This window comes from Pseudoalteromonas sp. T1lg23B (genome assembly GCF_002964665.1).
GTDB lineage: Bacteria > Pseudomonadota > Gammaproteobacteria > Enterobacterales > Alteromonadaceae > Pseudoalteromonas.
Genome location: NZ_PQBZ01000042.1, coordinates 740404 through 752543, shown reverse-complemented (window position 1 = coordinate 752543; position 12140 = coordinate 740404). Strand labels below are relative to the sequence as shown.

General features: G+C 43.3%; 11 protein-coding genes. 5 read left to right on the top strand and 6 right to left on the bottom strand.

Annotated features, from left to right (window positions below; translation table 11 throughout):
- Nucleotides 1–62 precede the first annotated feature (62 nt).
- Nucleotides 63–218, top strand: coding sequence for a hypothetical protein (locus C2M32_RS20600; RefSeq protein ID WP_158678288.1), 156 nt, complete (start codon nucleotides 63–65; stop codon nucleotides 216–218).
- 81 nt (nucleotides 219–299) lie between these two features.
- Here C2M32_RS20600 and C2M32_RS19780 read toward each other — a convergent pair whose 3' ends face one another.
- The 5 genes from C2M32_RS19780 to C2M32_RS19760 all read right to left on the bottom strand — a co-directional run bounded on the left by C2M32_RS19780 (nucleotide 300) and on the right by C2M32_RS19760 (nucleotide 6988).
- Complete coding sequence (locus C2M32_RS19780; RefSeq protein WP_105170017.1) at nucleotides 300–920, bottom strand: hypothetical protein; 621 nt, start codon at nucleotides 918–920, stop codon at nucleotides 300–302.
- 456 nt (nucleotides 921–1376) lie between these two features.
- Complete coding sequence (locus tag C2M32_RS19775; protein ID WP_105170016.1) at nucleotides 1377–2528, bottom strand: alpha/beta hydrolase; 1152 nt, start codon at nucleotides 2526–2528, stop codon at nucleotides 1377–1379.
- An 80-nt stretch (nucleotides 2529–2608) separates the two neighbouring features.
- Entirely contained in the window at nucleotides 2609–2908 is a 300-nt protein-coding gene (locus tag C2M32_RS19770; RefSeq protein WP_105170015.1) for a YciI family protein, read from the bottom strand.
- A gap of 250 nt (nucleotides 2909–3158) precedes the next feature.
- Nucleotides 3159–4961: an alpha-keto acid decarboxylase family protein gene (locus C2M32_RS19765; protein ID WP_105170014.1), complete on the bottom strand. Its 1803-nt coding sequence runs from the start codon at nucleotides 4959–4961 to the stop codon at nucleotides 3159–3161.
- A 59-nt stretch (nucleotides 4962–5020) separates the two neighbouring features.
- Nucleotides 5021–6988, bottom strand: a complete 1968-nt coding sequence (locus C2M32_RS19760) for an FAD-dependent L-amino acid oxidase (protein ID WP_105170013.1) — start codon at nucleotides 6986–6988, stop codon at nucleotides 5021–5023.
- Nucleotides 6989–7603: 615 nt separating this feature from the next.
- Between C2M32_RS19760 and C2M32_RS19755 the strand changes: the two genes are divergently transcribed.
- The 4 genes from C2M32_RS19755 (at nucleotide 7604) to C2M32_RS19740 (ending at nucleotide 11010) form a co-directional block, all read left to right on the top strand.
- Nucleotides 7604–8041 (top strand): hypothetical protein, encoded by a 438-nt coding sequence (locus tag C2M32_RS19755; protein ID WP_105170012.1) that lies wholly within the window; start codon nucleotides 7604–7606, stop codon nucleotides 8039–8041.
- A 206-nt stretch (nucleotides 8042–8247) separates the two neighbouring features.
- Entirely contained in the window at nucleotides 8248–9357 is a 1110-nt protein-coding gene (locus tag C2M32_RS19750; protein WP_105170011.1) for a serine hydrolase domain-containing protein, read from the top strand.
- A gap of 305 nt (nucleotides 9358–9662) precedes the next feature.
- A complete protein-coding gene (locus C2M32_RS19745; RefSeq protein WP_105170010.1) occupies nucleotides 9663–10439 on the top strand; it encodes a gamma-glutamyl-gamma-aminobutyrate hydrolase family protein in 777 nt (258 codons plus the stop codon).
- Nucleotides 10440–10599: 160 nt separating this feature from the next.
- The gene (locus C2M32_RS19740; RefSeq protein WP_105170009.1) at nucleotides 10600–11010 is read left to right on the top strand and encodes a GNAT family N-acetyltransferase; all 411 of its coding nucleotides are present in this window, start codon (nucleotides 10600–10602) and stop codon (nucleotides 11008–11010) included.
- Nucleotides 11011–11280: 270 nt separating this feature from the next.
- Here the strand turns inward: C2M32_RS19740 and C2M32_RS19735 are convergent, their stop codons facing one another.
- On the bottom strand, nucleotides 11281–12060 hold the full coding sequence (locus C2M32_RS19735) for a hypothetical protein (protein WP_105170008.1): 780 nt from the start codon (nucleotides 12058–12060) through the stop codon (nucleotides 11281–11283).
- Between the last annotated feature and the right edge of the window lie 80 nt (nucleotides 12061–12140).

Below are 12140 nucleotides of genomic sequence, written 5' to 3'. Positions count from 1 at the left end.
TTCACTTTATGATGTTTTCTTAATTCATTAGGCTAATTAGTAGTCAACAAAGGAGCATAATAATGAAAATAAAACTGAATAAAAAATCAATCAAAGACTTAAGCACCCATAAACAACTCAACCAGCAGCAAACACAACAGGTTGGTGGAGGCTATACAGCCCCATGGATGTGTCAGCATAGCTACCCTGTCTGTTATACATCACCGGGCGTGTGTTAATTTAAAATACAGAGTCAAAAAGGCAGCCGGTAGGCTGCCTGATTGGCTTATCGTATAACTTTCGTCTCGCTAGTCGAGCTATTACTGCTCAGTTGTCCCCATAGGTGAAAGCAATCTGCCTTTTTCATCTTTTGGTGGTTCTAGCGTGTTATATCTCTCCATCGCTTGCTCTGACAACTGTAAACCAACATCGTCATCATAAGATTCGCCGCTGATACTTTTTACAGTCGCGCCTTGACGATTGATACTGCAATAGCCTTTTCGTTCAAAGTGCGCGTTGCCAAAGAACCAGAAGCTACCAAACGCGGTGTTTTCTACCCATTCATGCCAATGACCAGCGCCGATTTCAGGGCGTGAGTCTTTAACTTGGGTCACTAGCTCCCATTCCATACCATCATGGCCGCGCTCGCTCCAGAAGTCACCATACATAAATACTTGGTCACCCTCCTTTTCGGCTACGCCATTCCAGTTGGGATAAGTGTTTGAAACCCAACGATAGACTTCATGAGTACCATTGACACCAACAAAGTAAAAACAGATACCTTGCGTGGCCCAGCGGGCATGGATAGACGAGCGGTCATCGTGAAATGTGATCATCCACTGATTACCCTCTTGAGTTAACGTTGGCTTGTAAAGTTGTGCTTGTGCTGCTGTGCTTGACATGGCACATGCAGCTAAGCAAAGTGCTAATAAGCGTTTCATAACGGTTCTCTCCTTAATTCCTGTTAATGAATCTCCTAGATGGAGTCCTTTTCGGCGCAGTGTGCTTATCACTGTGCGAAGCTGAGTCCGTACAGAGAACTTGTACACAAAGCGTCGCGCTAAGTATGGTCAAACGAGCTTAACTTGGCGCGGGAGAGGGCCTGTACTGTTCGAGGTAATCAGGCAATTTGGCCAATTATGTTTACTCTTTTATATATTTTTGAGCTCAGTGTTGAAGTTTTGTGCAGAGGTTGAAATACCCGTGGCGGCATTCATTACAGACAGTTAGTTGAATGCACTCCACTTTTACCCTAGATAGAGAGATGTGCCACAAAGGTCAGGCTCTCACAGCAAGATTGGATTAATTTTTTATTAAATTGTGGCTTAACAAGCCAAGTGATTTCTCTACTCTAAGTAGGGACACCACTTGGCATATACAGTTTTTATCGGTAATTACTATAAAGAGACCGAGTCGTCATTAGATTTTACCTTAGACATCAGTTGTTTGTTTTGACTGGTGATCTCATGTAAATAAATAGAGTGATTTGCTTTGGCGAGTCGCAGCGCCTTTTTAGAAGCCGTTAACGCTTTAGCCGGTTGGTTGTCTAGAGTGTAGGCGGTCGCTAAGCTATCCCACAGAATTTCTGATTGTGCGAAGTGTTTAACACCTTGCTCCAAAATCTCCACACCCCAAGTGGTTTTTCCTTCATAAGCTGCTTTTAGACCATATACATTGTATTGATGTGCAGATAGCGGGAAATTGTAGCCGTATTCCTCACTTTTACGCTGATAAAAAGCTTGTAACTGAGCAAGCGACATCACGGTAATTTCGGGGACGGCATTCCAATTGTGAAAGAGTGACTTGAGCGCCTGGGCATTACCAATTAATGGAGTGCTGTCGTGGGTCTCATCGGCAAAGCGTTGGCTAAACCAATGTAAGTTTTTAATTGTTTTTGCATTAAGGGCGCTTAGCATCGCAACATATGAGTCATTCATTTCGCCTGGTTCGTTGGCCATGCTTAAAAACCAGCGCTTTGCGGTGGAAAGATGTTGATTTGGTAAAGCTTGGTATGTATCCACCAGCATGTTGTCATCCCACCAGAAGCTAGGACTAATGGCGATGTGAGCATTAAACTCACTGTCACTTTGCAGTGCTAAGTAACTGGTGAATAACCCGCCCATTGAGTGTCCGGAGATCACATAATAAGGCGCTATTCGATACTTGGATTTTAAGGTTGGAATAAGCTCTTTGTGTAGATATGCTTTAAAAGCATTGGCTTGACCAGAACGACCTACAAATTTTTCATGCTCTGTAGGGGTGAAGTACTGTAGACGTTTGTGGGTGCTTACACCTACCACGATCATTTCTGGCAAAATGGCGTATGTACTCAAAAACTGGGTGCTGGCTGCAACGTGCGGAAACTGGGTTGCACCGTCGAGCACGATCAACAGTGGATAATTAAATGTGTCGGAGTGGGCATAGGTATCTGGCAGCGTAACGCGCACAGCAGTGGTTTCATCAATAAGCTTAGAGGTGATCGAAAAACGTTCTTCACTCGCGTGGCAAACGCTGGTAATTAAAATTAATAAGGTTATGAGGGCTTTCATATTTTGTCCTGCGCGTGGATACAACAAATACTTTTAGCAAACGAGTACAAGGTTTGATGGCGAACAAGGCTAACTAGGAGTTATTTAAATTGCTCTACGGGCACCAAACGCGCCTCGCAAATCTCAATTCGATCCCATACTTTTTCGCTTACGTAGGGGTCTTGAGTAAGCCAACTATCTAATGCTTCTCGGTTTGGAAATTCCACGTGGACAGACGATCCTATCATTTTCCCTTGATCATCCAACATTGCACCGCCACTTAAGAAGATACCTTGTTTGATCATGCGTTTAATACCTTCAAGGTGGGCTTCTCGGCAAGCTAAACGGCGATTAAGCGCGTCACTATCGGTGTGATCATAGGCTGTGATGATGAATTGCATTGTGCTTCCTTATATACATGCGAGTTCAAACTAAATGTGTTGAGAAATTGTTGATTTACGGTGTGTTTTCAAAGTTGGTGATTAATGTATATCAAATCTAGAGTGATGAAAAGTTGTGGCTTTGTACAGTGGTTATAGTTATAGATGAAAGTAGGTGTGGTTCTGTAAAGGCTTAAAACAGCTCGGGCAGGGCAAAGAAACCCCACGAATAATGTGTGGGGTTAACAAGCAAAATAATTAATATAACTGGCTAGAATTTACCCGCGGGTGGCCAATTCGGGTTTTCAATTTCATCTTCACCGACGGCAGTACCGGCTTCTTGAGCGATGGAAAGCGGCACGTTCTCTTTTGGGATCACCACTTCCACTAAGAAGTTACTCTCTGGGTTGCAGCGGATCTCTTCCATCACGGCCATGAGTTCGCTCATATGACTGACTTTTCTACCGACTCCACCAAACGCATCCGTTAGCTTGGAGATATTCCAACTTGGCAATTCGTTATATGCGTAAACATCGTCCAACAACTTGTCGTTGTAATCAACTGGTGGCGTTCTAAATGGGTTAGGGTTCACCAAGTATTGCTCGATGCCGTAAATCCCATTGGCGATAACAAAGACTACGGTGTTTTGTCCGTAAGCATGTTGGTCAGCAACGGCTTGGCAGGTTTCGTGAAATGCACCATCGCCTACCACGACAATAGAACGCTTATCCGGAAAAGCACATTTTACGCCCGTACCCGCAGGTACTGAGTAGCCGATAGATAGCCAAGCAGCTTGTGCCACAAAACCATTTCTGCTGGGGATCTTGACTCCTTGCGCGCCGATTAACGGAAAGCCTGCATCGACCACCATCACGTCATCTTCACTGATCCACTGACTCATAGCATGAAAGAAGTTGTCGTAGCCTAAAGTGCTGTCACTGTTTGGCGCTAAGCTTGCTGTTTTCATCAATTGCTTGGTCAGTCTCAAACCTGACAACTTGGTAGTTTCAATGGCGGCCAGTTCGGTAAACTTCTCAATGAGAGCATCAAGGTATTGGTCCAATTGAACCGATGGGTAGAAGTTTGCGCCAACAAACACGCCACCGTGTGCGGCGAGTACGGTTTTGCTGCTGCGAATATCTTCATTGCCAGTGTCTTTACCTGTGGTCCAAGCACCAATACCGATTAATGCGCCGTCTTCACCCACAAGCTCGGTTATTTCTTCATTCTTGAGGGTTACACAGCCTTCAAACCAAGGGTGAGTTTCTTCGATAACGGATTTACTCAGTGCGGTGGTAACAAAGTGAATATGCTGATTTGGCAAAGTATGTGAGCGGTTAAGGATATCTAACAGTGATAAAAACTTGTCCTGTAAGCCATAGCGTTGTAATTCGATACCTGCCCAGAATATGCTGTTTGGCTTGCTAAGCATCAATTCAACAGTTGCCTGCGCCGCATTGCTTGCTTCACTGACTGTGATGGTCGCATTAGCCCCTGAGCTCAGTTTTCCGCTTGGCTTAACGCATGGTGTGCGCCAAACATCTTCTGCCACTTCAAAGTAAATCGGCCGTTTTTGCGTCAGCATGGCGGTGATGGCGGAATCAATTTGGAATGGCGCTTGTTGGGCGTTGGTGATGCGTTCAGCGGCAACTGTAATAGGCTTGAACATGTGAATGTCCACAAAGTCATAGCCCGTTGTGTGCGAATACAGCAGGCCGGCCTGCTTAGAAATTTGGTCTTCTTTATTGGTAGGTGCGCCGTTAATCAAAATAACAGGCACTTGCTCTACAAATGAGCCTGCGATGGTGTTAAGTAGGCTAAATGCACCGACGCTATAAGTTACATACAGCGCGCTTACACCTTTTAGTCGTGCATAGGCGTCAGCCGCAAAGCCTGCACAAATCTCATTGGCGTTACCAGATATTTTGATTGGCGAGTTATCGTCCGCCAGTATCGTGTCGAGTAAAGCCGCGGTATAGTTGCCGGCAACGCCAAACATCTGCTCGACACCAATTTCTTCTAGACGTGCTTTAAGATAGTCAGCAACACAGTAGTCGTTGATTACATTGTTCATAATATTTCTCTGTGAATGTGTGTTGAGTAGGAGGTGTGAGCCACCCCCTACAAACGGTCTTAGACTTTGTCGAAGTAAGTCAGGTTAACACCCAATACGCTGCGTCTATCGCAAGTATGGTCAATTGGTGCATCACTCAAACTCAGTTGTGGGTCAATGTACTCGTTGATAAGTTTTGACGCGTTTTCTTCATAGACTGCCGTAATAGCTATCGAAGGAGGAACGCCAGTCTGCTGCTGATACACTTCGTTAAGTGGTGCCAAACCAAAGCCTTGTTGAAGCACTAAATCGGTTGAACGTAGTGCACCTTCAACCCAGCCTTGATAGTCAGAGAAGGCTTCACCACAGGTATAAAGGTTTGGCAGTGGTTCAGTTAGTTCTTTCATCACGGCTCTATCATCAGCGCCGACAGCCCATTGGTGTACCCCATAGCCAAACTGTCTACTCTGAGGTAAATCAAAGTCTACACTGCCTTCCCAAATGCGCGCGCTGGTCAGTACAGGTTGTGGCACATAATGCGTGTCGAAAATTTTCTTGAAAAACGCGGTCGCTTGTTCAACCACAGCCACTGATGCTGGGTAGATGTCTGATGGCACGCTCTCAACATAACGTTCTTGATGTGGGTTGTGGTACAGCTCACCTTTATCTTGTAAAGTGCTCCAGAAGTTGATATTCAAGTAGTCACAATAAATAGTCAGAGCTGCTGGGCGCTCGTATTTCTCAGCGTTGATTTCATCCAGTTTCGCTTGCGTTTCTTTGCTTGGATTAGTGCGACGTTCTTCATACATTAATGCGGCAGCGAGCGGATCATTTACCGCATAAAATGGATACACGGAACCTGTCGGTAAATCCGCAAAGTTAGGGCCAAATTCAACGGAAGGTCTACCCGTAATACCTGTCGCCCACCAAGCAGTATCATAATATAAATTGATTTTGAGCAAAGGCTGATTGGTTGCGGTTTGTAGAGTATTCCAAATCTTCTCTGATTCAGGTTTAGGTAAGCGATGGAAGGCATTCGAACCAATGAATAAGCGCTCTAAGGCAAGTCTTGGTAGCCCTAAAATTACTTTTTCAGCACGAATATGGCCGCGATGCTCTTGGTTGTGTTCGTCAATATGGGTATAGCGTAAAATGTATTCTTTACATTCTTCGTCATAATCAATCGCTTCTACTTCGGTTTGCAGGTGAATACGTTCTGTTCCTATTTTGTCAACCAATGCGTTGGGAAGTGTACTAAAGCCATCTTTGAACGTACGGAATTTTGCGTCAGCAGGAAAGTCTTCAAGCAGTTGATAGGCTACCCCTGCGTTCATCTTTGATAAGAATGTGCCATTGAAGCCCAATGCACGATACAGCATTGTGATACATTCTTGGGAGTAACCCATGTCTGAATATAAATCCCACAGAGTCCATTCATTTAGAGGCTTACCATTCCACTGACAGTCTAAGCGGAACTTTTGCCAAAACTCAGGTCCTTTGACCTTTGGACGTTCACTAAATTGTGGATTGGCTTGCAGGATACGATTGAATACTACATTCACAATCTCAGTGGGGTTCATGCCGCGCTCTGCTGGGTCTAGATTGTAAAGCGCCGACCAAATGGAATAGTCGTCATCTGCGGCCTCACTAACTGAGAATCCAGCACCTCGGAAATAAAGGCGGTTGTTACCTCCGCTGTTCATCGGGAAAGGAACGATTTGATCCTGTAAATCCAGTTTTAAGAACAGCGCCATTAAATCATCCATACCATCGAATAAGAAGCGCATGCCACCTTGTTCTTCTTTTACAGTGATGGTGCTTGGTTGATTTGGACCTGATTTTTGGTTTTTGAAGTTGATTAAATCTGAATCTAGGCGACCACCTGTGCGATCGGAGCGCTCAAAAATAGCAAAATCGTCGATACTACTTTCATTTTCTAAACGCCAAGCGCTGTAAAGGCCTGACATACCAGCACCAACTATGGCGACTTTGACGTTTTTAGGGATTACTTTGTTCTTAATCTCATTGCCAAACTTGTAATGGGTCATGATAGTTCCTTGATATTGTATCCGCGTTACATATCAAGCAGGACAGTGATAAAGCATGGTAACAATAGATGCTTTCCCTGCATGATTGGCGGTGTAAGTCGTTTTGCTTGTTAATGGATTACTACTGAGCATGTACAGCACGCATGGTCCTTCATGCGACAATGTCAACATAGCCATCCTTGTAGACCTAAATAAATGTAGCAGGTATGTAAATAAAAGTATGTTACAGACGATTACAAATCGTATTTTTCTAACAGCGATGAGCTTATGTTTTGATAAAAAAGAAGTTTTTAGAATAAAAAATTTGCTTACATGAGCATGACAAAATGAATGGTAGGTTGGAAATACAGTGTCTTCTAACATACTGTCGTTTCAATTGTTGTCGGATGACAGTGTTTTACGCCTTATTCACTCTAAGAGTGCCCACTTATATTCATGTAATTAGGTAAATAATAAAGTAGTCATTCAAGAAAATAACTGGGTCAGAATGCCTGTTCACTTCATTTTAAACGATGAAAAAATGCCAAATTAGCGTTCAAGTAAATTGCATTAAGATATTGATTTTGTTAGTTTTGACAGGGTGTAGTTAACATATAGTAATAAGGAAATATTGAAATGAAATTAAACTCACATTGGTTAAAGGCAATTTTCGCAAGCTCGGTATTTGTAACATCTTTGGCAAGTGCAGCACCGCAACTCAGTCAGACAACATTTGAGTATGATGCACAAATGTATGTTCAAGAAGAGTTTAACCTGTTCGCAGATGGCTACGTATTCGACCCAGAATATCCAAACAGCGAATTGCGTATTCAATTGGACTCAAGTAAGTCGTATGAGCAAATCAGCTTTTATGATAAAGCTGAAACCGCTTATGGTCAGGCAGTTGCATATAACACGTTAGATAGACGCTGGCTCAAATTCAAAGGCAAATTGCTGTATATGGCAGACGATACGCAAGGTATTAACCGCTCTGATATGATCCCATTTCGAGTGATCAACCCTGCGGGTGAAGTTTCACCATGGGCAGTGGTAAGAGTGAGCATTGGCAACTGATCTCACACGCCGTATGCTGGTGTAAGAACAACGCGATAACGACGGCAAGTTCATTCTGGGCAGCGACTCAAATTTAAGTGGCTGTCCAGTTATATATTAAAAAATATATACAATTCATGTAGTAAAGTTAAAATTTAAGCATCAGTAATTGACTATCTCAAGACTGACATTCGCGCTATTTTCACTCAAAACCTTAAGGATAACCTATGCTCACTCGGCACTTTCCCAATCTATTGGGCTATTTTTTATTTCTGTTGAGTTTTAGTGCCAATGCTACAACGCCGAGACATCAACCCGAGAAAGTTACATCAAATACACAAGACATTGGGCATATAATTGAGACAACGATAAAAAATTCTTTGCAGCCCTTTAGTGGCAGTATTTTGCTACTTGAACACGGCACGACTCAATTTGAACTTCAAATAGGCGAAGGGGTGACTTATGAAACCAGCTTTGTGGTTGCGTCTCTGTCTAAACAAATTACCGCAACTTTGGTCATGCAAGCAGTTGATGAGGGTAAGCTAGACTTAGCGCGCCCACTGAACAGTTACCTATTTGGCAGGCAAGAAGCATCCATACTAGAGCCTGAGCGATTTGACCATCGAATCACGCTTCACCACCTTCTGAGCAATACATCAGGTATTGCGCCTCTAGGTCAGGAAAATCACTTTGAGCCAGGGAGCAAATTTGCATATTCCAATTTAGGCTACGCTCTTTTGGGGCAGGTGCTTGAAAAAGTAAATAAACAACCATTTTCAGAGCAGGTCATGGAATTTGCACACGAAAATCAGCTTGGCCAACTCTACAGTGCGGTAGGAAATATTGGAGTCATTCAGCAAAAAGTGACGTCGCTTATCAGAGGGTTAGAAGAGTCAGAGAGTTTGCAGCCTACAAATCTAGAAATAGATGAAATGTTACTGCCAGCAGGTGGTTTGATAGCGTCAGCTCGGGCGTTTGCGTCTTTTCAACACCGGCTTCATTCTGGCAAGTTAATCAGCGCTAAGAGTTATCGCCTGATGACGAAGGCACATACTCAAATGAAGTTTTTTTGGCCGAACATGAGCTATGGCTATGGGCTTAGAATTAATACAGAAGAGGGCATTTCAGAATATAGCCATACGGGCTATTTACCTGGGTATATGTCTATGTCACTCCACTATCCGCAATTTAATATTGACCTCGTGATGCTAGAAAACATCTCCTTGAATTTAAATGATATAAACCGTGTTCTTGAACTACATACACAGATACGAAATACCATTCGTGAACAGTTAATGTTAAGGAAAACAGCGCAAACAGTGGCATCTTTGAATTAAAGTGGTCTTATAAAACGCGGGTGAAGTCAGACTTCCTAAATTCCCTTACTTAGCATAGATGCTGTTTATTTTGTCTTGGCTTTTTAGCGTTATCCACACGCAGATATCAACAAAAGGTCTTGCTGAGCACTGGCTGCCAACACAACCGAACTTACCGTCTGGCTGGAAGTCGCACAGCGAGTCAAAGTACGGGCTCTAATCGCAGAGCAATATTCAGTTTGTAACCTTAGACATAGCGTATACACTTGTAGATAGACTTTATTTATCTCGCTTTTTTCTCAATAATTCAAAACTATCAGGTCGATATGTCATCCATTGATAAACCTAAAATAGCCGTTACCGGACCGGATAATGCTGGTACTACAGCATGGCTATTTAGTGCTTTTAACATCTGGCTATCGGGTGGAAAAGCCTATCGAGTTACGCCTAAGCAATTTGATGGTAATACCGATTATGATGGTTTCATTATTGGTGGCGGCTCAGATATTCATCCCGACAACTATCAAAAGCAAAATTTACCCAAAGTAAAAAGGCCACTGTCACTGAAGTTAAAAGAGTGGTTAGCTTATCCATTGGAGTTTTTGCATCGGTTTTCTAAGGGCGGGTATGATAAACCCAGAGATGACATGGAAATTACGTTTATTGATCATGCCTTGCAACAAGATAAACCGATTTTAGCGATATGTCGGGGCTACCAACTTCTGAACGCGCGACTAGGTGGCAAGATGTACACCTCGACGCTGCCACTACTGCGTCGTGAAATGCGAATTCGCAGTTTCTTTCCTCGTAAAAAGGTTATTTACACTCAGGATGACTCGCTGATCTCAAAAATTGCTGGAGATGATCCGCTAAAAGTTAACGCTCTGCACTCTCAAGCCGTGGCGCAGCCGGGCAAGGATATGCAAGTGACAGGCAAAGAGCAATCCGGTATCAATCAGGTTACTGAAAGCGCTAAGAGCGATAGGATTTTAGGGGTGCAATGGCATCCAGAGTATTTGTTTTATATGCAAGCCCACCGCAATATTTTTAATTGGCTAGTGTGCGAAGCCAGTAAAAGTACTACTGAGCGGCCAGCAAAGTAGCCTTTGTGTTGGTGAGATTACTTTTCTTTGCTGAGGCATCGTGAATCGCGTGCGTGAACCGTAGATATTCATGCTAATTTCCATATACTCCAAGTAAATACGTGTTTATTTATACAGTTGTTTTATGTATGCTCCAAATACAATAGAGGAGTGGTAAACAATGACAATAACCTATCAGGCAAAGGTGCCTAGCCCAAGTGAGTTCTGCGATATGCGTGTGAAAGCAGGCTTATCTCCAAAGTCATTAAAGGCTGCCACAATTGCTTTGCCAAATAGTCTATATGCTATTTCAGTGCGAGACGGTGATACATTAATTGCGATGGGACGTGTGGTTGGTGATGGTGCATGTAACTTTGAGGTGGTAGATGTTGCTGTTGACCCCGCCTATCAAGGTCAAGGACTTGGCCGAAAAGTTATGGAATACATTGATGGTTATCTATCGTCTGTTGCTTTAGAAGGCTCTTATGTTTCGATGATCGCAGATGAACCCGTATTTTACGAAAAGTTAGGGTACAAACTAGTTTCTCCATCTAGCCAGGGTATGACCAAGAAATTCAAGCCAAACCCATAACCGTTGCTTACCCCTCGTTTGCGTATTTAGGCGGTTTGTTTATGCTTTGACCTTGTTAGGGTAGGGTCCACCAATACAGAATTGGTTTTCGATTATAACTGCTTGATTCGCTGAACGGCAGTGATGTACCGACAATCAATGTGGCAATTTGTCTAAAACTTTTACTCATCTGGCATCTATGTGCGGCAAATGTTGAAAAGGCCTCGAATGAGGCCCTTAGTCAAACATGTTTACACAGCAAAGAGTTGCTTAAACCTGTCTAACAGTAAGTTATTTAACAATCACATCTTCTTCAAGCAAATAAATGCTATCAGGGTTAGTCAATGTAAATACTTTCACTGCCATGGTTTTTCCTACTGCATTTTCACATTCTATGATTTGATATAAGACAGGTTGGCCAGCTTGTGAGTTGTCCACTTCAATATTGGTTGTGAATACATCTGAATGGAAAGGCCCAACGCGGCCCTCGCCATGAAACAATCCAAGCTCTACGCCACGGTTTGATAAAGTGGTGCAGCGACTACCGTTATTTTGATTGTTTACATTGAGTTTGCTAGTTACTTCAAAGACGCTGTGATAGCCATATGTATTTGGGCGGTGAATAAACTCTCCTTTGGGTTCTACGCTGATCTGCCAATCAACCACAGGAGCGCCGGGAATATTGACCAGCACATCATAGTCTTGGCCTTCTGAATTGGTGCAAGAGACGCGCAGTCGTTTATTTTCCATCAAATATTGATCAGGGATCTCGGCGGTGGCTTGTTGCATGAGTACTTGTGCTGGAACATTTGACACATCGGCGTGTGCTATATGTTCACCAGTTGATTGAGCATAAATGTTTCCATACTGGCACGAATCACCCGCATTACGTGGATGCAGATATACATTCAGTTGATGTGCAAATTCACTGGTGATGATAGCCGAGGCGATAGGCCCATAACTATATTCTGTGACTCGTTCAAACCCATCGGTATCAAACGCTTGCTCTGGTAATGCCAATACGCCTGTAGAGGCAGCTAACGCTGCAGCGAATAAACTTAACTTTTTCATACAAATTAATCCTTTTGCTTTTAATAAAAGTTGACTAGCGACTGCGGAACTGGGCCCTTCCTTGCTTAAGCGAGATGATC

Bases quoted from the DNA above. Each gene is read 5' to 3' on its own strand.
- C2M32_RS19770 (WP_105170015.1), bottom strand. From the start codon at position 2,908: ATGCAATTCATCATCACAGCCTATGATCACACCGATAGTGACGCGCTT.
- C2M32_RS19750 (WP_105170011.1), top strand. From the start codon at position 8,248: ATGCTCACTCGGCACTTTCCCAATCTATTGGGCTATTTTTTATTTCTG.
- C2M32_RS19765 (WP_105170014.1), bottom strand. From the start codon at position 4,961: ATGAACAATGTAATCAACGACTACTGTGTTGCTGACTATCTTAAAGCA.
- C2M32_RS19740 (WP_105170009.1), top strand. From the start codon at position 10,600: ATGACAATAACCTATCAGGCAAAGGTGCCTAGCCCAAGTGAGTTCTGC.
- C2M32_RS19745 (WP_105170010.1), top strand. From the start codon at position 9,663: ATGTCATCCATTGATAAACCTAAAATAGCCGTTACCGGACCGGATAAT.
- C2M32_RS19760 (WP_105170013.1), bottom strand. From the start codon at position 6,988: ATGACCCATTACAAGTTTGGCAATGAGATTAAGAACAAAGTAATCCCT.
- C2M32_RS20600 (WP_158678288.1), top strand. From the start codon at position 63: ATGAAAATAAAACTGAATAAAAAATCAATCAAAGACTTAAGCACCCAT.
- C2M32_RS19775 (WP_105170016.1), bottom strand. From the start codon at position 2,528: ATGAAAGCCCTCATAACCTTATTAATTTTAATTACCAGCGTTTGCCAC.
- C2M32_RS19755 (WP_105170012.1), top strand. From the start codon at position 7,604: ATGAAATTAAACTCACATTGGTTAAAGGCAATTTTCGCAAGCTCGGTA.
- C2M32_RS19735 (WP_105170008.1), bottom strand. From the start codon at position 12,060: ATGAAAAAGTTAAGTTTATTCGCTGCAGCGTTAGCTGCCTCTACAGGC.
- C2M32_RS19780 (WP_105170017.1), bottom strand. From the start codon at position 920: ATGAAACGCTTATTAGCACTTTGCTTAGCTGCATGTGCCATGTCAAGC.